Genomic DNA, 21,302 nt, shown 5'->3' with positions numbered 1-21,302 from the left:
AGTGGCGGCTTTGCGACCAGAAGGCAAGCCCAATTTTCGAGAGCTGTAAAGATCATACAACGTCCAGATATGTTCTCCAGTGATCTTTGGGAGAGGTTTCAGCCATTAAACGCTGGTCCTGACGTTTTGATATGACGAGATTGCGTATCAGATCTGCTGGGAAAATGTCGGCGATTACCGGATCGATTTCGAACAGGTCGATAGCGCTAGTCCAATCAGTGGCAAGCTGCGGAAGCTCTTGTTCATAGGCATTTCCGCTTACTGGCGATGGGGGGTGCAACTTGTGTTCAACCCCGTGAATTGCGGCGCCAAGGACAACGGCGAAGTTCAGGTAGGGGTTAATGTCTCCTCCAGCGACCCGGTGCTCTATCCGGCGTGCAATAGAAGGGCCGCCCGGAACACGAACGGCGACAGTCCGATTTTCATAACCCCAACAAATACTTGTGGGCGCATGTGCGCCGGGTACAAGCCGTTCATAGCTGTTGGCGTGTGGGGCAAATATTAGTGTGCTGGCCTGCATCGCTTTAATGCAGCCTGCGATGGCCTGATGAAGCGTTTCACTGCCGTCCTCACCACCATTGTCAAAGATGTTCGTGCCATTTTCATCTAGCACCGAGAAGTGCATATGCATGCCGTTTCCAGAATCGTCGGCAAAAGGTTTCGCCATAAAGGTGGCTGCAAACCCATGCTTGCGGGCAAGACCCCTGATCAGCGTTTTGAATAACCATGTATCATCAGCCGCGCGCAAGGCGTCTTGATGGTTTAGCGTTACTTCGAACTGACCAATTCCTGCTTCGCTTGTTGTGGTTTGGGCAGGGATGCCCATCGCCTTGCAACTGTCATATAGGCCAGAAAGAAAGTCATCGAAGTAATCCATCTGGGTCAATGACAGAACTTCGGGCGTTTCCAGCATGCGGTCGGTGTAGGGGTTACGTGCAGGTGTTAAGGTGTCCCCGCGATCATCCACCAGTGTAAATTCCAACTCTGTTGCGGCTACAACGCTCCAGCCTTTGGCTTTGTAGCGGTTAAGCACATCTACCAGCACGTGGCGCGGATCGCCTTCGAATCGGCGGCCATCTTCCCAATACATCCCCATAGGCACCAATGCTTGTTCGCTGTTTAGCCATGGCAATGGCACAGGCCCGCGGTCGGTGGGTTTTAAAATACCGTCGGCATCGCCGGTTTTAAACACCAGTGGAGAGTTTTCAATATCCGCTCCAGCAATATCAACATTCAGCGCCGACAGCGGCATCCGCACGGCGCCCTTATCCAGTTTCGATGCATAGCTGCCGGGCACACGTTTACCCCGCATCTGTCCATTCAAGTCACAACCTGCAACGCGGAAGGTATGATATTCACTCAGGTCCATCTGGAAAACCTCATCTGATTTGCGGCGAACCTAGAGGGTTTCGATAATTTGATCAAATTTAAAATTTGAGTCTCAGAATTTTGCAAAGTGGAGGCTGAGCCGGAGAAGGAGCAGCCCTAAAGACCCTCCCGTAGATTAAAGTCTACTTGACCGATCGTCCTGTGGGGCCATTATAAGCGCGTTCGACCTTAGCAACCCGCAATTCATAATGGGCATACCACTGTTCAATCCCCATGTTTTGTGCCACCAGATGTTTGGCGTTTGCTTTCCACTCCGATAGCGCGGCCTCGTCCTTCCAATAGGACACTGTGATGCCCAAGCCGCTTGAATCTCTTGTGCTTTCTGCACCTAGACAGCCAGGTTGATCTAACGCCATCTCGAACATTTTATTGCCCATGGTCTCATAGCCGCCGTCATTTTCGCTTAATTGATTGGTGAAAATCACGGCGTAATAGGGCGGTTCTGGGGTTTTGGTGAAACGGTCATTCATGTGTCGCGCGCCTTTGAGATGTCAAAATGTAGCAAAAGTAGCTGGGTTGCTATGGTTGTGTCGTTGGCTGATACCGCATCCAACAACTGCCAGTGTGATGCGATGCAATGATCACGTGCTTGAGAACCCAGAGGCTGGCCAAGATAAGCGCGCTGATTGAGACGACGCAAATCACTGATTAGCCGCAATAGAACGGTGTTTTCACAACGACCATATAGCGCCATGTGAAAATCGGCATCGTGCTGCGCCAGATTCGCAGGTGTAGTTTCGATTTCAAATCGTTCCTGTGCTTGCTTTGCCGCCAATAGATCCTGAGGGGATAGCTTTGGCATCGATGCGGCTAGAGCTTCAGGCTCGAGCAATTTGCGGATAGCCAATGCTTCGTGTCCTGCTTCGCTATGCAGTTTGCACACTTCGACCGTCCGGTTTGACCGACGTTCTGCCAACCCCTTTGCACCAAGGATATCCAATGCAGCTCTAACCGGTTGTCTGCTGACGCCAAAACGCTCGGCCAGCTCTTCTTGTTGCAGCAAGGCACCGGGCATCAAGTGGCCGTTGATGATCTCATTTTCAAGCGTGGTTGAGATGTGGTTTGGTATATTTGAATTCATGGATCCAAATATACCATGATTTAATCCAGCCATCAAGATGCGACACTATACGTCCTGCATAAGTTCTGTTCGTCAGCGGCACTTCAACCTGACCGTCGATAGCAAATAACCCCGCCGAAAGGGCGGGGTTATGTTGTGGGCGTATACGCGATAACGTCTAAGTCAGTCGTCTGGCGCGTTAACCCGCGACAGAGGCCGCGTGGATGCTGGTGATGGTGTCATTCAACGTTCCATCAAACTCTGCATCGCTTTGTGGGGCGCTCAACCCCTCAGTCAGGGCGCGCGAGAAACTGGCGATCATGCCGGTGTTTTGTGACAGGCGGTTGTTGGCTTCATCACGGCTATAACCGCCGGACAGGGCAACAACTTTTAGCACCTTAGAATGATCAACCAGTGGCTTGTAGTGGTTGGCCGTTTCAGGCAGCGTCAGCTTGAGCATGACTTCCTGACCTTCGGGCAGGGCATCCAACTGCTTTGTGATCTCAGTCAATAAGATGTCTTCGGCCGCAGCTTTGTCCGAAATGGTGATGGTCACTTCAGGTTCAATGATTGGCATCAGGCCTTTGGCTAGGATGGCTTTGCCGACCTCGAACTGCTGCGCTACAACAGCGGCAATTCCAACTTCGTTGGCGGCATTGATCACTGAGCGCATCTTGGTGCCGTAGATGCTGGCAGCATTGGCGCGATCCAAAAGGGTATCAAGATCCGGCATTGGCTTCATTAGTTGCACGCTGTTGGCCTCATCAGCCAAACCTTTGTCGACTTTTAGAAAAGGCACGACACCTTTGGTGTCCCACAGGTAAGTGGCTGAGGGTTTGCCATCAATCTGGCGGTCCATGGTCATCTCAAACAGAATCGCGCCGACGATACGATCGCCACCAAAAGAAGGCGATTGCGCGATGCGTGACCGCATGGCGTGGATCATGTCATACATTTCAGCGTCCGAACTGTATTGATCTGCTTCAACACCGTAGAGCTTGAGCGCTTTGGGAGTGGAACCACCGGACTGGTCTAAAGCTGCGATAAAGCCATCGCCGGTTGCGATCTTGTTGCGCTGATCCTGTTTCGACATGTCCGAACTCCGCCTGATAAAAACTGATGCTGACCGCTTCTAGGGGAGGGGGCGCACAGATGCAATTGTGGTGGCGCTAACAAGTGAAGGCGCGCTTAACCGAGAGTTACAGCAAGAATGGATAGCAGTAAAAGCAAGGCGAAACTTACGTTGATCATGCGAGAGGTACGTGGGTTCTGTAAATATTGCGCCAATCCCGCGCCAACCGAGAGCCAGAGAAGATTAACGATGCAAACGACGATCAAGGCCAGTGCTGCCTTTATCGCGGCGTCCGCCAACGCATTGTCATGGAGTAAGGCATGGCCGGAGAATAAGGCAGCCATGGCAGCATAGGCTTTGGGGTTTGCAAGCGATAAAAAGACGCCCGCATACCATGTAGGGGCAGTCGACGCCTCTTGGGTTGGGGTATTCAGGGGCAGTGCGGTTGCGATCTTGTAGGCAAGATAGAGAAAATAGATCAAGGCACATACAGTGATCATGGGGGCAATACCCGGCAGAGCCAAGATTGTAGCCGAAACACCAGTACCTGTGATGAGAATCACCAACCCAACACCGGCGCTAAGTCCGGTTACGTACTTTAGCCCGTTTAACCGACCGAATGATGCGCCGACCGCAGCAGCACTCAGCGTGTTGGGGCCGGGGCTGCCGGTAAGGGCAAAGGCGGCAAGAAGGAATGAGGCAAGGGCATCCATTATGGCGTGTTAATGGGTTTTGCCCATCACCGTGTTCGAGATTAAAGTCACCAACCGGCGCGGCGAAATGCGGGGAGAAAAGGCAAACAGCTTATTCAGCAAGCCGGGCACAACTACACGCTTCCCGCGATGCATGGCCTGCCAGCCGGTTTGCGCCACGGATGTAGCTGACATCGGCTTGTTCAGCTTCAGCAGCCGTACACCGCCCATATCGGCCGCATCGAAAAAGGAGGTATGAGTGGCCCCGGGGCATAGAGCGGTGATAGTTACGTTGTTGCTGCCGATCTCTTCAGCGACAGCCTCGGATAGCGATAGAACAAAAGCCTTGGTGGCGTGATAGATCGCCATGTTAGGGCCCGGCATAAACCCCGCAACCGAGGCCACGTTGAGAATTTTTCCGCCGCCCGCGCCTTGCATATGCGGAATAGCCTGTTTCATCAGGTAGCTGAGTGCCAGAACGTTGACCTGTATGGAACTCTGCTCGCGCGCCCAGTCCGCGCCATTGCCAAATTGGCCGTGTCGTCCCAGGCCGGCATTGTTGACTAATACGTCGATTTGGCGGCCTTCAATAGCCAAGTTCCACAGGTTGATGACTTGTGCTGGATCAGCAAGATCGGCGGGGATCACTTCAACCTGTATAGTGCCGTTGCGCAACTCCTGCGCAAGGGTGTTAAGTTTACCCTCGGATCGGGCGGTCAAAATAAGATTGCGTCCCTCAGCGGCGGCAAGGCGGGCGAACTCAACACCCAGCCCCTCTGATGCCCCTGTGATCAATGTCCAGTTTTGCATGTTGTTCCCCTGCAACCGCTTAAGTCGTGCAGAAGGTTTCACACCTGCGCAGGGGATGCAACGCACGCGGTTGTTAGGAGAACAGTGTCTGACGTCAGCACCTATGGGTCCAAATAGGGTGATTTGAGAACGCATCGGCAATAAAATTGTAAAATGGCATGTAAAATGACCCTCCCGCGTAACGGGGATGGATGGCTAAGTCATTGAAGTTAAATGGAGGCGAGTAGGAGAATCGAACTCCTGTACGCGGATTTGCAAGACTAGGTATGTGGCTGAAAATGTTGGGAAAAGTGTTTAGATAGCTGCCGAATTATGCCGGAACATAGCGTGAATGTTTAGACACGTGCTTTCAGTGCAAGTTTTGGCCTGAGTTAGAGTTTCCGGCGCTTCTCCCACTTCAAAATCTTAGCGACGAAGTCAGATAGAGCGGCACCCCTGCTGACCTCTGAATCAAGGAACGAAAACTCTTCAGAAGCGATCGCCGGTCCGGTTTTCTCCAATGAAAATTCGTAGCAACCGCCTTCCGTATCCAAGTTAGGATTGTACCGGACAACCCGCCAGAAACCCAATTCCTTAGCGGCATCATTCAGAACCAAGCCCCATGCGAACGAACGGTTGTAGCCTGTCGAGATCCAGCGCTCGTGATCGATTAGGTTTATTTTGTATGGAAGGTGCATGTTATCGGATCCTGTGCGTTTACGTGGAAGCTTTATGTCTAGCTCGGTTTTTCTTTCGAAGCTTGATAAAGAGAACCTCTCGGCCCAAAGCCGACCTTGAGCAGCGCCTAACCATGCTGCAATTGCATTCCTCATAGCGGTCATTCATTGATGTAAGAAAATCCCTATCGAAACCTATTTAGACTAAGCCACAGGATTCGGATAGAAAAGCGCGGCACATTGGAAAATAAAGTTTGCCAGAGCCACGAAACGCAAAATGTGCCATAGCACTCGGCGAGAACCGGTCTGTCTCGCATCAGACGGCTGTATCACATCTCGATAGTGATTGGTCCAACCAAACTGACTGCTTAGCACTCGCTCTATGTTGGCCAGATATTCTTCAACTTGGTCCATGTGGCGCCTAAAAACTTTGGAACGTTCATGCCCCACGAACGCAACGACCATCGCCAAGGACGCCCCAAACGGAATCACGATCCAGTCTGGTATCGACGTTACGTTCTTCGTTGAGATCTGAAACAGTATGATCGAAAATACAAATGCAGAGCAGGCAAGCTCATTCGCCGTCATTCGGTCAACAGTTCGATTAACCTCTTCCCTAAGGGGTTGGTACTCCGCCAAGAGTAGGTCCCGATCATCCTGAGTTACACTCTTGGTCATTTTGTAGCCTGTTTTCCTTTCTAAAAGATGCGCTAGACCTCCATCACGGTCAACGGCCCAAACCTGTCATTCATCCAGCTTTCAAGATTTTGCAATCGCTGTCCGCAATGCTGCCGTTCAACGTTGTTCAAGTGCTCTAGCTGCAACAGACTTGGCAATGCGAGTCGGCAATGACGCTCCAAGATCAAGCCAATGAATGCTGTTGTAGTATCGCTGCGCGTCTGCATCCATATATCGGTCTAGCAATCCGGCGACCCGCGACTTTGGCAATGCCTGAACACATCTCAGGGCAAACACGATCCGGCTTTCATTATCGTCTCTGCTCAACTCGCGCAGAAGAACATCGTCGTGTAGTTCCCTCAAGCTGGTAGCGGGTATTTTTTTGAGCAACGCAAGTCTTGTCGGATGCTTTAATTCCAATTCCAAAAGATCAGACAGGCGCGTCTTTCCAATCTGCAAAATGGTCGATGCTCGTTCAGCCGAATAGTCCACGGACGCTAACGCTAGAAGAGCATTCGTGTTTCGGGCGACGTTGCTCATACCATCAACCGTAGTGATATCGCGCCACTCACCAAACTTCTTGAAGTATGATAAAATGTTTGGACTAGCGGCAACTTCAAACTCTGTCAGTACCTGCCTAACCAAATCCAGGTCGTCACGTTTTTGAAGGCGACAAAGCGCCTCAAGTGCTAAACTGGAAAGTCGAAGTCGGTAATATGTAGATAGGTTCTCAGAGTCAGAGATAACTTTGTCATCTGCGCCATATTTTTCTCTCGCAGCCGCAATCCGTGCTTGAAAGTATTTCTCAAACCCATCCGACAGATTCTGTCGAAGCTCCTTCTGTATCGCTGCTTTCGAGCGAAATTTGTCGAATAACGCCGCAAGCTCGTCACTTTGAAAAATTAGCTTTTTGGAGGCCCGATCTCTTAATTCTGTTTCGCTCATTTCCAACAGACGGTTTTGCCTATATGCGTCATACCTCGTGGTATCTCGCTCGGCAGTCATGGAAAGACCAAGTAGCCCTCGACCTACATTTTTCTTCTGTGTGAGAGCGGTTTTGGCAACTTCCTCATCTAGTGGTAATCCCAATTTATGAAGCACTTCCGCTGCCACAAGACGAATATCCAGATTACTATCCGTGAGGAGTGTCTGAGCTGTTTCAAGTTTAATTTCGGATCGGTCCGCCAGCAACTGCGCTGAAGGAACTCTTACACTATCAGATTTCGCAGACAGGCATTCCAGTAATGTATCTGTCGAAAGTGAAGCGGCGCTATTAAACAAACGTTTCACAACAGGTTCTGGGATTCTGTCAACCCCGCGCTCGCACACTCTCTTGAGTGCCTTATCCACACTTACTCTTGAAAGGATTCCAACGATTGCCCCTTCGATCCTATCTCTTCGGCTTTCAGGAGCTTCAGAAAGCGCCTGCTCGACGAACGGTAATTCAGACTCCGTCGCATTCGTCGCCAAAAAAGAAATCGCTGCATTGAAGGTTGGTTCGCTCGAACCTTCGGCAAACCACCACCTCAAAACATTGGCCACGTTGAACTCCGAGTCGTGCGAAGGGATTCCACTTCCCAATAATTGTAGGACCTTAATCGAGTTTACCTTCTCGCGATCCTCGCCAACGGTCGCCAGCAGTCTAAGACGAAAAAACAAGGCATGGTCTAGCATGTCCCCTTTGGCCACCCACCGCCAAAGAGGCACATTACTATGCTCAAAGCCGGCTACACCACTATCAATAAGTGCCGTAAATTCTTGATCTGAAAGCTTCTCGTTCCTGTAGTGTCGGAACATCAAGTTTGCGTCGTGATTGCTCAAATAAAGTTCGTCATTTCCTGAGCGAGAAACTGACGTGGCAATTAACCTAAAGCGAGCAATTTCGTGTGGACTTGTTTCCTCCCAAGCGTCCGACTTGCTTAAGAATCCAGTGACGAAAGACCGGGCTTCGCCCTCAAGAAGTCCCGCATTTTCAGATGCTTCTTGAGTGCTTTCCGAATGTTCAGGTTCGGCCCTGTTTGTCGGCGCGCTGTCATCGTCAGCGACGGTTCGATCATGCCCAGCCTCTTTCCAGCCGATGTCATTTAGCTTGCTGCGAATAGCATCTTTGAATCCACTCAGGTCTTCAAAATCTCTGAAATAGTTACGCTTACCGTCGATTTGCTGCTGTCGAAAATCGCGAACCTTTTTCAGGTCTTCTCCCGGTTCAAGCTCAGCAGGAATCTCGACTTTTTTGAACAAGAGAAGCATGTCCTTCATCTTGCCCTCTTGGATTCTACGTTCAGCGCGGTGAAATTCTTCTTCAAACCCTGAAGTGTATCCAGCGGGATCGTTTGTAGGTGTTGTTCCCCATCTATTCCACAAAACGCCAATAAAATAGTCGCAACGATCTAGGTCTTCATTGATTTTAGATTGCGGTCGTTGATAGCCGGGAACCGTGTCTTCCCATCCAAGTAGTTTAAAGTGGCAACCCCAGTGCTCACTATGGTCTCGATTTACCTCTTCAACGATTGCATGAGCAGCACGGCGTTCGTCCTCCAAACCACCCGGCGAACCGATGAACACTCGAATAAGTTTCATTTTGTCCTGCATTGATGACCTCATTATTGAGATCGTCTTACCCCAACACGACAATCCTGACCATGTTTACAGCCATTCTTTTTGATCAACACGTTGAGAAAATTGGTTAGCTTGCTGTGGTGAAGTTTCGTTTAATTGTCCGCTTCCACGGTCGAGGCTTGGTTATTTCGGACCCGCAGAGAACGTCCGCTTCCCGCCGAACAGGCCAGTTCACTCGTATCCGCAGAGAATGTCCGCTTTCCGCCCGACTGGCTTCAGCGGAGAGGCGTTTAGACGGTGGGCTACGGTGCCGCTTGATGCTTTTTGGCGTCTCACCTACCTATAGCCTATAACCGCTGTTCAGGTCGCGTCCTTGGGCGTTGTCGCCTGCCATAAAACTCGCGATGTTCTGCTGATTTGCACATTACAAAGCCCCGCTCCTCCGGAGACTTCAAGTATCGGAGGAGGAGTGGGGCGGGCCGGATTGACGGACGTCAGTCATAGGCGATGCCTCGCGCGCGTAAGCGCGCGGGCTCGCCCGTCTGTACGCACTACCTTGTTCCTGTATACATTTAATGACACCTCCCAACTGTAACATTTGGCGTGATTGCCTCCGAATGGCCTGCGCCAAGCGTTATCTTCAGCCGAGAACATTTTTATCTTTCGAAGTAGGTTGCGTGGAGAACGTAGCGCGAACATTTGGGGGCGTGGTGACACCCCCTTCTTAAACATTTGGTTTTTCGAGTTCCTTCTGTTGTCAGCGATTCAGTGGGTGAATACCTTTGGCACAAGTTTGATTGCATGGGCGCAAACGCACATTCAGCCGAAAGGATGCGCGATTGCACTTGGACAGAGACGCTGCAAGGTTAGACGAAGATGGCACGCACTACGATTGAAGAAAAAGCATTGCGGCTGCTCAGCGCCTTCGAACGCGCTGGGCGAACGGTTGGGCGTGTCACTGTTGAAGGCAGTAGGATTGAAATTGTATTCAGCGAAATGAACCAGTTGGATGAATTCGAGAGGATAGAAATGCGTCATGACAAAGCGTGAGTTACCGAAGCATGCCTATCGCCAGCGCAACGGGATTTACTTCCAGCGGCGCGGCTGGCCGTCCCGCAAGTTTCAAAACGAATTCAGCACCCCCGAGTTTTGGAAAGAATACGCGGATATTCTCGCGGGTCGAGCGGAACCAAAGCGGATTAATGTGCGCAATTTCTCGGCGCTCATCAAAAATTACCGTAGCTCGCCCCGGTACAAGCGGCTCAAGCCTCGGACTGCGCTGGATTACGACAAGTATTTAGATTTCTTCCTGTCGATCATGGCGGATACTAACCCGGCAAACATGAAGCGCAAGGATGTGATCCGGCTTCGCGATGCGAATGCAAGCAAACCTTACTTTGCAAATTACTCCCTGCGCGTTTTGCGCGTGGTCATGGAGCATTGTGTTGACCTTGGTTGGCGGGACAACAACCCGGCCAAGGGGGTATCTGAGATAAAAACGGAAAAGCAGGAGCGGGAACCGTGGCCTCACGAGCTTTTGCAAACTTATCGGGATTCGTGCCCACTGGGGACGCGGGAACGGCTTGTGATGGAGCTTTGCGTCGGCACGGGGCAACGTATCGGGGATGTGCTTGAAATGCGCTGGTCCGATATTCAGGAGGGCGGTTTTGTCATTCGTCAGAACAAGACCGGTAAAGAACTCTGGGTTCCGATCCTCCCTGAGCTCCAAGCAGCGTTAGATGCCGCAAGTCGCCATTCTGTATTCATCCTGACAAATGAGCGGGGTATCAACCGCTGGTCCTATCGCGGTGCCTCACAGGCTGTCAGAAACGTCAGGGAGCAGATTGGCGCGGTGCGCTACGACATCCATAGCTGGCGCTACAACGCTGCATGTGAGCTTGTCGAAGCGGGTTGTGGCGACGATTTGGTAGCATCGGTAACGGGGCAAAGCCCGGCAATGGTGCAACACTACACGAAGAAAGTGCGCCAACGGATTAGAGCCGTGAAGGCGCAGCGAATGCGGAAGGAACAGGGCCGCTAGTCAGATTTTTGTGGCGAATAGTTTTGGCCGCGTTTTTTATTTGGAAAATACATGATTGAATTCCTGTTCGCCCTCGTCGTTCTTGTGTTTGTTCTCTGGCTCTACATTTTTCTGCCATGGGGCATGGCGATTACTCGCGGTCGCAGTGCGATCGTCTGGGTGCTGATTTCTCTCGCTGGCACTCCGTTGTTTGCGATCCCGCTTTTGCTCGCTCTTGGCAATGTTGAAGACTGACAGATTCTGGGTCTTCTAAGTCGGATTGCAGGGCTATCAGAGGGCCGTTCGGGAACAGAACAAAAACAGAATGTTTAGACAAATGTTTAGACACGGCGGTGCCGGTCTGCGTCATGTGCTGCTAAGTTATTGAAAGTAAATGGAGGCGAGTACCGGAATCGAACCGGTGTACACGGATTTGCAATCCGCTGCGTCACCACTCCGCCAACTCGCCAGCCGTGTGGTTTCACCGCATTAGCGGATTGCAGAATGTGGTGCAAGGGGCTGTGTGTCTCAATTCCGAGTTCTTGGCATTGTCGAGCATTGGCGAATGTGTCAAAACTCATAGTTGAAGTATTTCTGTCCCAAGGCTGAATGAATGACTGACTTTGCCACCCGTCGCACCTTTATGGTCGATACGCAGATCCGCCCATCGGATGTGACCAAGTTTCCGATAATTGATGCGATGCTATCGGTGCCCCGGGAAACGTTTGTGCCTGCTGATAAGATCGAAGCAGCTTATGTCGGTGACAATATCGAGATTGCGCCTGGACGGGTAATTTTGGACCCGCGAACGATCGCGAAAATGTTGGATGTGCTAGACATTCGCGACGATGAGCTGGTTTTAGATATAGGCTGTGCCTATGGGTATTTTTCGGCATTGATTGCACGGATGGCCGAAGCAGTGATTGCTGTGGACGAGGACGAGTCCGTGCTGGAGGATGCTCAGGCTGCGTTGTCTGAGATTGGAGCGGATAATGTTATTTTACACCAAGGATCGCTTTTGGCCGGTGCGACGGAGCACGGCCCATATGATGTTGCTGTAATCGAAGGTGCGGTTGAACATTTGCCCACGACTCTTTTGGATCAGATCAAGGACGGTGGGCGCATTGCCTGTCTTTTTGCCGAAGGGGCCTTGGGCGTTGTACGGATCGGGTATAAGATCGACGGGCAAGTGAATTGGCGTTTTGCATTTAATGCGGGTGCGCCAGTTCTGCCAGGATTTGAACAAGAAGAAACTTTTTCGTTCTAGAGCAGGAACGTAGCATAATAGGGGTTCACATGAAAACCATCGCCTTCCGACCGTTTCGAAATAGTTTGCTAACAGCCGCAGTGTTGGCAGTGTCTACAGTTTCAGCGAAGGCCGAGAACTTAGCTGACACGCTGGTCAGCGCTTACGAGCATAGTGGACTGCTGCAACAAAACCGGGCGTTGCTGCGTGCCGCAGATGAAGATGTCGCTCAAATAGTTTCGCAATTGCGACCGATCATCAATTGGACAACTGATATCACACGCTCATTTGGGGAAAGTGAAACCAGCTCTTTGCGCAGGGATCTGGGGGCGACCAATGTGAACTTTGGCATCCAGCTTGACCTTCTGCTTTATGATTTTGGGGAAACGCCATTACGCGTTGAATCCGCAAAAGAGGCGGTTTTGGCGACGCGCCAAGCCTTGCGAAGTGTTGAACAACAAGTGCTGTTTCGGGCCATTCAGAGTTATATGAATGTGTTGCGAAATGGTCAGTTCGTCTCGGTGCGTCAAAATAACGTTCGTTTGCTGCAAGAAGAACTGAGAGCTGCGCGTGATCGTTTCGAAGTGGGCGAAGTTACCCGCACAGATGTGGCGCAAGCCGAGGCCCGCTTGGCCGAAGCGCAAAGTGGATTGTCGACGGCGAATGGGGATTATATTCAAGCTGTTGAAGAATTCCGCGCAGCTGTCGGGCGTGCCCCGAATAATCTAAAGCAACCCACCCAATTGCCTAAACTGTCTGGGGATGTTGAGGCTGCCAAACTGATCGCAGTGCGCTCTCATCCAGATATGCTTCAGGTGCGTCATCAGGTGGCGTCGGCTGACCTGACCTTGCTGGCGGCTGAGGCGGCGATGCGTCCGGATGTTAATCTGTTTGGCCAACTTGGTGGGACTGAAGAGTTCGATGGCAACGATTATACCCACAATGGAAGCTTTGGCGTGCGTGTCACTGGGCCAATCTATCGGGGCGGATTGCTGAGTTCACAAAAACGACAGGCACAGGCTAGACGAGATGCTGAGCGTGGCAACCTGCATGAGGTGCGCCATACTGTAAAGCGGACCGTTGGCAATGCTTATGCTATCTTGGATGCTGCACAGGCGTCGCGCCGGTCCAGCCGCGAACAGGTTAGGGCGGCGCAGGTTGCGTTCGACGGGGTACAGGAAGAGGCCAAATTGGGTGCCCGAACCACGCTGGATGTGCTTGATGCAGAACAAGAATTGCTGGATGCGCGGACCAATCTGATTTCGGCGGATACCGATGTTTATATCGCGGCTTATGCCGTGTTGTCTTCGATCGGGCAGTTGACTGCCAATGATCTGAATTTGAACATTCAGACATATGATCCTGCTGCATATTATAATCTGGTCAAAGGCGCGCCCGTACCGCTGAGTGCGCAAGGCAAGAAGCTGGACAAGGTGCTGGAAGCACTTGGAAAAGACTGAGGCCTGCTGCTGTCTTGCGTCCAGCAGTGGAGCTGGGTGCAAGTAGTCTGTTAATTTGTTGTGAAAATGGGCGCTTGGCGTTAAACTAAGTGCAGAGGAAATGGTGAACGCGTATGTCCGGCAGAGTGACAAATATCGAAATTGAGGATGTCCTGTCATCCATTCGCCGTTTGGTCTCGTCTGAGGAAAGAGAGCCCAGGGCTGAAACAGCTGATATGGTTCAGGAGCAAACCCAAGTCGACAAACTGGTATTAACACCTGCACAACGGGTCGATCCTGAAGATGTTTCAGTGGGTGATGATGCCTTAATCCCTGGTCTGGACGGGGAGCTTTTGGATGCTGAGGCAGTAGCTAATACTGTCGATGAAACGACTTCTGAGGTTGACGGAACAGCGACAGACGACCCCTCTAAAAACCCTATTCAGGAATTTCGTACGGGTCGTCGATTGGAGGCGCGTATCGCCGAGGTCGAGGCCGTTGTCGCTCAGCAAGAAGGTGAATGGGAACCGGATGGGGCGAGTGAAGACGCCTACGCAGGTAATCTGATTTCACCCCTGCCATGGGTTATGGACGCTGATGCAGCCGCAGATCATGTCGAGATCGTCGAAGATGTCAAACCCTCGACTCAATCTAAGGGTGAATCTATTGATTCGCTTGAGCAACCTGTGATCGACGATGACGCTGAGTCTGACGAATTCAGCTGGTTGCTGGAAGATGCCAAGATCGACGAAGCCGCATTGCGTGATATTGTTACGGAAATCGTTAGGCAGGAACTGCAAGGCGCATTAGGTGAACGAATTACCCGCAATGTGCGTAAGCTAGTTCGCAGGGAAATTCAGCGCGCGTTACTGGCGCACCGTCTGGACTAAGGTTTTCCTAACGAATTTCTCTAGTATGGCCAGAGAGTTGCCACAATAAATCAAGATCCAGATGAGCTTCTACATGAGCGGCCAACGCATCAAGCGTGGCATCAACTGTATCAGAAAACGCCAGATCTGAGCTTGTGCCCAACTCTGTCAAATAAGTTGCGCGAAACTGATCTGAAGCGAACAGCCCATGCAGGTAACAGCCTTTGACGCGCCCATTTTCCGAGGCCGCCCCCTCGGCCCTGTCAGGTAGGTCCAGCCAAGCACGCGCGCAATCCGGGCCATCGGTTTCTCCGATGTGAATTTCATAACCTTCGACTCGGTCTCCGGTTGTGCGGTAATAGGCTTGCGTTAAGGATAGATGCTTATGCGGTACCATAATCGTCTTGATAGCCAAATGGCCCAACCCTGTGACAGTACAGGCCGGGCCTTCGATCCCTTTGGGGTCAGAAATTTCCTGTCCCAGCATCTGATAGCCTCCACAGATACCGAGAACATGCCCTCCGCGACGGATATGGGCATGCAGATCAACATCCCAACCTTGGGCGCGGAAATGTGCCAGATCGGCGATGGTGGATTTACTACCGGGGATCAGCACCAGATCAGCATCACCGGGCAGGGGGCGACCGGGTTCAATGATATCTACGCTCACATTCGGTTCTGAACTCAGCGGATCAAGGTCATCGAAATTTGCGATCCTATTCAAACGTGGAACGGCAATCTTGAACGCACCACCCTTGGTGCTAGCAATGTCCATGACGTCCTCGGCGGGCAGGCGCCAAGCTTGATCGAACCATGGCAGCACGCCAAGAGATGGCCAATCAGTACGTTTAGTGATTTCGGTTAATCCCTCATCAAACAGGGAGACGTCACCACGAAACTTATTGATGCCAAAGCCTTTGATCCGATCTGCGTCGTCTTTGGGTAAAATGGCCTGCGTGCCGACCAGCTGCGCAATCACTCCGCCTCGATCGATATCCCCCAACAGGATGACGGGCACATTCGCGGCCTCGGCAAATCCCATGTTTGCAATATCACCCTTGCGCAGGTTAATTTCTGCGGGGCTCCCTGCGCCCTCTACCACAATAAGATCTGCAGTTTTTGCCAAGCGGTGAAAGCTTTGCAAAACTGCTTGCATCAGTTGTGGCTTGGCCTTTGCATAGTCACGAGCGCGGAGCGTGTCATATCGTTGGCCCTGTAAGATGACTTGCGCACCCGTGTCGGTTTCGGGTTTGAGCAGCACGGGGTTCATGTCTGTATGAGCATCGCGTTTGCAAGCCATCGCCTGCAAAGCCTGAGCGCGGCCGATTTCACCTCCATCGATGGTTACGGCGGCATTGTTCGACATGTTTTGCGGCTTAAACGGTGCAACTGACAATCCACGGTTATGAAAGGCCCGCGCAATGCCGGCGACGACCATGGATTTTCCAACGTTTGAACCGGCGCCCTGTATCATGATTGCTTGTGTCATTGGCTGCTCTGTGTTTGCTTGAATCCTGATAGCACATGAGGGTGCCGGAGAAAGAGATGAATACGCCCGCGCATTTGATTTTTGCGACTGCCGCCTTTGCACGCCCCTACGATCGTGGTCGCACACTGGCCGCCGTCGCTGGGGCACTGACCCCGGACCTGTCGCTCTATCTGATGTCTTTCACAGCGCTCTTTGTTTTTGGGTATAGCCCGCAGCATGTGTTTGATGTTTTGTATTTTTCCCCTGCTTGGCAGCAGGTCTTTGCTATCGATAATTCGTTTATCCTATGGGGTCTCGCCTTTGGATTAAGCGCATATCTGGGGGCGAAGAACGCGATGGTTTTTACGGCCTCGGCCTTGCTACATCTCGCGTTTGACTTTCCGCTACACCATGATGATGCACGGGCGCATTTCTGGCCGGTCTCTGACTGGGTGTTTGAGAGCCCGCTCAGCTATTGGGACCCCGATCATTTTGGTGGGGTGATCAGTATGCTGGAAATTGGTGTTTCTCTGATGCTGTGTGTTGTGTTGTTTTATCGCTTTCAGAGCGCAAGATCACGATCACTGGTCGCGGTCTTGGCGATGACACAGGTTATGCCATTGGTGATGTGGGCTTATATCTTTTCGGGCGCGACATAGCTCGTCTCTGACGACAGGTTGTTAAAATGAAAAAGCCCTGCCAGAAGGCAGGGCGAGGTCAATTTTCATTCAGTCGAGTGCGATCAGGCCGCTTCGGCCTGCGCTGCCGCATTGCGGCGTTCGCTTTCTTCGCGTGACAGGGCGACAGATGTGCGCACGCCTTTCGAGACGAAGTCCATCAGGCCGGACACCACACGCTCATTGGGGTCAATGCCAGCACAGCTCAACACTTCGCGGCCATCACGAGACCGCGCCCAACGGGCGATTTGTTCGGGTCCATTGCCATATTTCTTGTCATCAGAAATGGCATCATCGAGTGCAGCCAGTACGACGGCTGCGAATAGTTTACGCGCACGATTACCCTGTTCAGCATTGAAAGCCGTGCCGTCAACGAAATCCTTCATGGTTCGTCCTTGTCTTATTGCTCTTGCGTTTCTGTGTGTTTTGGGCGTTCAGGTGGTTATGACGAAGTTTTATCGATTCGGATAGGCTTTTAATGCATAGCTTCCATGCACGTGCCGCATGAGTTTCTGCAGTTGCATCATAATCCGTCGTCGTCTTGCTTGCCATTGCATAGCGATATATAGGGTTGGTTCAAATCGGATCAAGTTTTTGTAGGGTTTTTCCACTATGCCAAAGATCAACGGAAATGAAATCCGCCCGGGTAATGTTCTTGAACATAACGGCGGATTATGGAGCGCGGTAAAGGTCGATCACGTCAAACCTGGTAAGGGTGGGGCCTTTGCTCAGGTTGAAATGCGCAATCTGCGCAACGGATCGAAACTGAACGAGCGCTTTCGCAGTGCCGATAAAGTCGAACGTGTGCGGTTGGAACAAAAAGATCAGCAATTCCTCTATGAAGATGACGGAATGCTTATTTTTATGGACTCTGAGACCTATGAACAGGTTCAGTTGCCATCGGAACTGTTGGGGGATCGCCGTCCGTTTTTGCAAGATGGAATGACCATTTTGGTAGAATTCCACGACAACGAAGCGCTGAATGCGACCTTGCCGCAAAAGGTAACCTGCCGTATTGCCGAAACTGAGCCGGTCGTCAAAGGCCAGACTGCTGCCAACAGCTTTAAGCCGGCCATTCTTGATAACGGCGTCAAGGTTATGGTGCCGCCATTTGTCGGTCAGGACGAAGACATCATCGTCAACACAGAGTCGATGGAATATTCCGAGCGGGCGTAAGGCATGCTTCAGTATTGAATTCAGGGGGCTTCGGCCCCCTTTTTTTATGTCCAGTCAGGCCTTGTGTAACGTGGCGTCACCAGCCTGCATGTTGTCGTTGACGCGATCAAATCGCAGGTAAGCGATGGCCTGATCACCAGATTGCGTAAACAAAGTACCGATGGTTTTACCCGAAGCGATAACATCGGTTCCAGTCGGAGCTGTGCCAGTAATCCGAATCGTAGCCAATCCTTTGCGCAACTCGGTCTTGTGTTTCATGCGCGCGGTGACTTCTTGGCCGACATAGCAGCCTTTTTTGAAATCGACCCCGTTCAGGCGTTCAAAACCGGATTCAAGGATATAGCTGTCGGGTGTTAGCTCGATCCCGGTATCGGGGATGCAATGTGCTACGCGGATCGCATCCCAATCGGTGCCGTCATCACCACTTTGTGTGCCATATAACCGCCAACCCAATTCCGCGTGTCGTGGGTCGGGCAGGGCACCTTCGGGCGCAGGGCCCGTTCCGCGCCGCACAGTCAGCTCAGTCTCGCTGATCTGCACATCAGCACGCAGGCGGTACATGGTCAGCCGCTGCATCAGGGACGGGGCAAGCGCGCTATCCGCGTCCAGAAAAATACCATCGTCGCGCTGGTACATGAGAAAATCAGCCAGATACTTGCCTTGCGGCGTCAGCAGGGCGGCGTATACCAGCCCTTGTTTTAGCTTGTCGACGTCATTGGTCACCAAACCCTGCAGGAACGCATGGGCGTCTTTTCCGCTCACTTTGAGGATTGTGCGTGTCATGGCCTCTCCCAAATTCTTTACGCATGTAATATAGGGTGGAGTTCTAGGTACAACAGGGTAGCTGAATGCGTGCGCCTCTTTCTGTGATTATTCCAACTTTGAACGCCGCCGATGCGTTGGAAACCTCTTTGCCGATGCTGGCCGAAGGATTGCAGGCTGGTATCATTCGGGAATTGATCATCTCGGACGGCGGATCCGGGGATGCGACCTTACGAATTGCTGATGAGGCCGGTGCATTGGTTGTTAATGGCACTGCGTCCCGAGGTGGACAATTGCGACGAGGGGCACTGGCGGCGTCAGGGAAATGGTTGCTGTTTCTCCACGCGGATACAATTTTGCCCGGGGGATGGGCAGATTTGGTGCAACAACAATTCCAGCATGACCATCCTGCATATTTCCGGCTGCGCTTTGACCGCAAGGGGATCCGTCCCAGTATTGTTTCTGCTTGGGCGAATTTCCGGGCGAAGGTTCTGGGGCTGCCCTACGGTGATCAGGCCCTGCTGATCTCGCGTGCAGATTACGAGACCGCTGGCGGCTATGCCGACATCCCGCTGATGGAAGATGTTGCACTGGTCCGATCTTTGCAGACGCTCAGGGCGATGCCTGCGGCTGTGACAACCAGTGCGGCGCGGTACGAGCGCGACGGATGGCTGCGCCGAGGCGTGCGCAACATGTCGCTGCTAATGCGGTATCTATTTGGGGCCGATCCTGATGATTTGGCGCGGAAGTATTAGAGCCAGGGTTTAAAGTTCTCTTCGAACTCTTTTTGCACCTGCTTGTCGTCATATTCAGTTTTCACCCAGCTTTCAAAACTGATCGGACTTTGGGCGTTACGCGCCTCGTAGCAATCCAGCAGGTAATCCAAAACACCGGTGCGCGAGCTTTTGATATGCACATATTTGAAGCTCAGCATTTTGCGTGCCTCAGACACAGGCCTTCCTTCGATTTCCATCAGATAGATGGCCGAGGCAAAGCCAGCCCGGTCTGCACCAGATTTACAGTGCATGACAAACGGTTTTTCAATAGTGCGAAAGGCGTCAATCACGGCCAGAATATCTTCAGGTGGGGCTGCCGTGCGGGCATGTAAGGTACAGTTAACCAAAGTGAGGCCAAGCTGGCGACAGCTTTCTTCCTCGACCAGATAATGCGCAGCACCCGCTGCGCCACGCAGGTTGAGGATGGTTTTAATTCCCATCGCTTTGAGTTTGACAAAGCGCTCATGAGTCGGCTGGTTCGAGCGGTAAACTCCTGGGGCCACCTCAAAGAAGTTGGTCCAGAACTTGCGCAGAACAGCGTGGTCAAACCACATATTATAGATATGCGCGCGGCGTCGATTTTCAGGCGTCGACAGGTCAGTGTTGTAAGAGGCGCGGACACCCCGTTCCCAGTCTGCGATTCTTTTGAAAAGCTTCATGTTTGTCGCGCTCCGTCCGGTTGGCCGGGGCGGCCCCGGGGTTGCTCTCATTTAGGCGGGCGCAGCGCGGATGACAAGGCTGAGACCTGTACCCAATGAATTCCGCTTATAATTTGTCGCAGATATAAGGACATAGAAGGCTCCTTTATCATGCGGTGAAACAGCTTAACGGACCGCTTTCAGGGCCAAGGGAAGGGCATATGAGAGATGTGCCAAGTCGCGCTCGTTGCTGCAACTGATACGGATGCATCGATCTTGTGGTGCGACGAAGGGCATGCGGACAAAGGTCCCTTGCCGGAGCAGGTCAGCCAGAACTCTGCGGGCAAAATTCCCATCTGCCCCACAGTCCACCGTGATGAAATTGGCGGCAGAGGACAGGGCGTTCAAGCCGTTATGACTGGCGATTTCCGCAATTGCCTTACGGGATTGTGAAACGTTTTCAATAGTTTGATTTGTCCATTCCTGATCTTGAAGGGCGGCTAGTGCCCCGGCTTGTGACAGTAAATTCATACCAAAGTGATTACGGATTTTGTCAAAGCTGCGGATCAGATCCGGAGCGCCGATGGCATAACCCACACGCGCCCCAGCCATGCCGTAAGCCTTTGAAAATGTGCGCATTCTAATGACACGGGGGTCGTCCGCACATATCTCAGGAGCAGTGCCCTCAGGGGCGAACTCGATATAGGCCTCATCCAGCAAAAACAGACAATCCTCGGGCAATTCAGAAAGGGCTGCGGTGATGTCAGTGCCTCGGTGCCATGTGCCCATCGGGTTGTCGGGGTTGGCGAAGTAGACCAACTTGGCATTCACTGATTTTGCTTTGTTAATAAGGGCCTGTATGTCTTCGTGGTCATCTTTGTAAGGAACTTTGTGGAGGGTCCCGCCATAGCCTGAAACGTGATAGTTGAAGGTCGGATAGGCCCCATCAGAGGTGACAACCGCATCTCCCGGCTCTATCAGCAGGCGCACCAGATAGCCCAGCAGGCCATCGATTCCTTCGCCAACAAGCACATTGTCAGGGCGCACTTTGTGATGCACGGCCAGTGCATGGCGCAGGGCGTAACTATCGGGCTCCCCGTATTTCCAAACGTTTTCAGCGGTTTGCCGCATGGCCTCAATCGCTTTGGGAGAGGGGCCGAAGATGTTTTCATTGGCGCCAAGGCGGGCGGAAAAGGGCGCACCACGGTCGCGTTCCATCTGCTCTGGGGCGACGAAAGGCACCGATGAAGGCAGGGAATCGATGAGTTTTGTGTAACGAGGTCCGGTCATGGACCGCAGTTAACGGCAGGCAAGA

The 21,302-nt window shown here is 52.1% G+C and carries 23 protein-coding genes and 1 tRNA gene; 9 read left to right on the top strand and 15 right to left on the bottom strand.

All coding sequences use genetic code 11. The annotated features are described in order from the left end of the window. Positions 1-52: 52 nt before the first annotated feature. From D9A02_RS15585 to D9A02_RS15545, 9 genes are all read right to left on the bottom strand, one after another. Complete coding sequence (locus tag D9A02_RS15585) at positions 53-1,369, bottom strand: glutamine synthetase family protein (RefSeq protein ID WP_120501818.1); 1,317 nt, start codon at positions 1,367-1,369, stop codon at positions 53-55. Positions 1,370-1,511: 142 nt separating this feature from the next. Further along, positions 1,512-1,859 (bottom strand): antibiotic biosynthesis monooxygenase, encoded by a 348-nt coding sequence (locus D9A02_RS15580; protein ID WP_120501817.1) that lies wholly within the window; start codon positions 1,857-1,859, stop codon positions 1,512-1,514. Then, positions 1,856-2,470 carry a GntR family transcriptional regulator gene (locus tag D9A02_RS15575; RefSeq protein WP_162933100.1) on the bottom strand — a complete coding sequence of 205 codons (615 nt, stop codon included), beginning with the start codon at positions 2,468-2,470 and terminating at the stop codon, positions 1,856-1,858. Before D9A02_RS15575 ends, D9A02_RS15580 begins: the two co-directional genes overlap by 4 nt. A gap of 178 nt (positions 2,471-2,648) precedes the next feature. Continuing rightward, positions 2,649-3,542 (bottom strand): fructose bisphosphate aldolase, encoded by an 894-nt coding sequence (locus D9A02_RS15570; protein ID WP_120501815.1) that lies wholly within the window; start codon positions 3,540-3,542, stop codon positions 2,649-2,651. Positions 3,543-3,637: 95 nt separating this feature from the next. Beyond that, a complete protein-coding gene (locus D9A02_RS15565; protein WP_120501814.1) occupies positions 3,638-4,234 on the bottom strand; it encodes a LysE family translocator in 597 nt (198 codons plus the stop codon). A 9-nt stretch (positions 4,235-4,243) separates the two neighbouring features. Further along, a complete protein-coding gene (locus tag D9A02_RS15560; protein WP_162933099.1) occupies positions 4,244-5,023 on the bottom strand; it encodes an SDR family oxidoreductase in 780 nt (259 codons plus the stop codon). A gap of 371 nt (positions 5,024-5,394) precedes the next feature. Then, positions 5,395-5,700 carry a hypothetical protein gene (locus D9A02_RS15555; RefSeq protein ID WP_162933098.1) on the bottom strand — a complete coding sequence of 102 codons (306 nt, stop codon included), beginning with the start codon at positions 5,698-5,700 and terminating at the stop codon, positions 5,395-5,397. A gap of 183 nt (positions 5,701-5,883) precedes the next feature. Beyond that, a complete protein-coding gene (locus D9A02_RS15550; protein ID WP_120501811.1) occupies positions 5,884-6,357 on the bottom strand; it encodes a hypothetical protein in 474 nt (157 codons plus the stop codon). A 117-nt stretch (positions 6,358-6,474) separates the two neighbouring features. Beyond that, positions 6,475-8,949 (bottom strand): DUF4062 domain-containing protein, encoded by a 2,475-nt coding sequence (locus D9A02_RS15545; protein WP_162933097.1) that lies wholly within the window; start codon positions 8,947-8,949, stop codon positions 6,475-6,477. A gap of 843 nt (positions 8,950-9,792) precedes the next feature. Here D9A02_RS15545 and D9A02_RS19265 point away from each other — a divergent pair. From D9A02_RS19265 to D9A02_RS15535, 3 genes are read left to right on the top strand one after another with little or no spacing between them, the layout of a single operon-like run. Further along, positions 9,793-9,966, top strand: coding sequence for a hypothetical protein (locus D9A02_RS19265; protein WP_162933096.1), 174 nt, complete (start codon positions 9,793-9,795; stop codon positions 9,964-9,966). After that, a complete protein-coding gene (locus D9A02_RS15540) occupies positions 9,953-10,957 on the top strand; it encodes a tyrosine-type recombinase/integrase (RefSeq protein ID WP_120501809.1) in 1,005 nt (334 codons plus the stop codon). The genes D9A02_RS19265 and D9A02_RS15540 overlap by 14 nt, the downstream gene beginning before the upstream one ends. Positions 10,958-11,008: 51 nt before the next feature. Then, a complete protein-coding gene (locus tag D9A02_RS15535; protein ID WP_120501808.1) occupies positions 11,009-11,191 on the top strand; it encodes a hypothetical protein in 183 nt (60 codons plus the stop codon). 140 nt (positions 11,192-11,331) lie between these two features. Here the strand turns inward: D9A02_RS15535 and D9A02_RS15530 are convergent. Next, positions 11,332-11,405: transfer RNA gene (locus D9A02_RS15530), tRNA-Cys, on the bottom strand. A 144-nt stretch (positions 11,406-11,549) separates the two neighbouring features. Between D9A02_RS15530 and D9A02_RS15525 the strand changes: the two genes are divergently transcribed. From D9A02_RS15525 to D9A02_RS15515, 3 genes are all read left to right on the top strand, one after another. Continuing rightward, on the top strand, positions 11,550-12,203 hold the full coding sequence (locus tag D9A02_RS15525; protein WP_120501807.1) for a protein-L-isoaspartate O-methyltransferase: 654 nt from the start codon (positions 11,550-11,552) through the stop codon (positions 12,201-12,203). Between the two features lie 29 nt (positions 12,204-12,232). Beyond that, a complete protein-coding gene (locus tag D9A02_RS15520; protein WP_120501806.1) occupies positions 12,233-13,642 on the top strand; it encodes a TolC family outer membrane protein in 1,410 nt (469 codons plus the stop codon). Between the two features lie 113 nt (positions 13,643-13,755). Then, on the top strand, positions 13,756-14,511 hold the full coding sequence (locus D9A02_RS15515) for a hypothetical protein (protein ID WP_120501805.1): 756 nt from the start codon (positions 13,756-13,758) through the stop codon (positions 14,509-14,511). Positions 14,512-14,518: 7 nt separating this feature from the next. Here the strand turns inward: D9A02_RS15515 and D9A02_RS15510 are convergent, their stop codons facing one another. Next, positions 14,519-15,979 carry a cobyric acid synthase gene (locus D9A02_RS15510; RefSeq protein ID WP_120501804.1) on the bottom strand — a complete coding sequence of 487 codons (1,461 nt, stop codon included), beginning with the start codon at positions 15,977-15,979 and terminating at the stop codon, positions 14,519-14,521. A gap of 56 nt (positions 15,980-16,035) precedes the next feature. Here D9A02_RS15510 and D9A02_RS15505 point away from each other — a divergent pair, with 56 nt between their 5' ends. Continuing rightward, positions 16,036-16,617, top strand: a complete 582-nt coding sequence (locus D9A02_RS15505; RefSeq protein ID WP_120501803.1) for a cobalamin biosynthesis protein CobQ — start codon at positions 16,036-16,038, stop codon at positions 16,615-16,617. A gap of 83 nt (positions 16,618-16,700) precedes the next feature. Here D9A02_RS15505 and D9A02_RS15500 read toward each other — a convergent pair whose 3' ends face one another. Next, entirely contained in the window at positions 16,701-17,021 is a 321-nt protein-coding gene (locus tag D9A02_RS15500) for a DUF6280 family protein (protein ID WP_037248548.1), read from the bottom strand. A 226-nt stretch (positions 17,022-17,247) separates the two neighbouring features. On the opposite strand from D9A02_RS15500, the gene efp reads away from it, so the two are divergent. Continuing rightward, positions 17,248-17,811 (top strand): elongation factor P, encoded by a 564-nt coding sequence (gene efp / locus D9A02_RS15495; RefSeq protein ID WP_120501802.1) that lies wholly within the window; start codon positions 17,248-17,250, stop codon positions 17,809-17,811. 54 nt (positions 17,812-17,865) lie between these two features. Here the strand turns inward: efp and D9A02_RS15490 are convergent, their stop codons facing one another. After that, the gene (locus D9A02_RS15490; RefSeq protein WP_120501801.1) at positions 17,866-18,594 is read right to left on the bottom strand and encodes a folate-binding protein YgfZ; all 729 of its coding nucleotides are present in this window, start codon (positions 18,592-18,594) and stop codon (positions 17,866-17,868) included. Between the two features lie 65 nt (positions 18,595-18,659). Between D9A02_RS15490 and D9A02_RS15485 the strand changes: the two genes are divergently transcribed. Then, on the top strand, positions 18,660-19,328 hold the full coding sequence (locus tag D9A02_RS15485) for a TIGR04283 family arsenosugar biosynthesis glycosyltransferase (RefSeq protein WP_120501800.1): 669 nt from the start codon (positions 18,660-18,662) through the stop codon (positions 19,326-19,328). Here D9A02_RS15485 and D9A02_RS15480 read toward each other — a convergent pair. Then, positions 19,325-20,008 carry a tyrosine-protein phosphatase gene (locus tag D9A02_RS15480; RefSeq protein ID WP_120501799.1) on the bottom strand — a complete coding sequence of 228 codons (684 nt, stop codon included), beginning with the start codon at positions 20,006-20,008 and terminating at the stop codon, positions 19,325-19,327. The genes D9A02_RS15485 and D9A02_RS15480 overlap by 4 nt on opposite strands. 165 nt (positions 20,009-20,173) lie before the next feature. Beyond that, positions 20,174-21,277 carry a pyridoxal phosphate-dependent aminotransferase gene (locus tag D9A02_RS15475; RefSeq protein ID WP_120501798.1) on the bottom strand — a complete coding sequence of 368 codons (1,104 nt, stop codon included), beginning with the start codon at positions 21,275-21,277 and terminating at the stop codon, positions 20,174-20,176. Positions 21,278-21,302: the final 25 nt, after the last annotated feature.

Origin of the sequence: Roseovarius sp. EL26, from assembly GCF_900327775.1 — a bacterium.
Lineage (GTDB): Bacteria > Pseudomonadota > Alphaproteobacteria > Rhodobacterales > Rhodobacteraceae > Roseovarius.
Note: the sequence above shows the minus strand (reverse complement) of the source record. Positions and strands in the feature narration are given on the sequence as shown.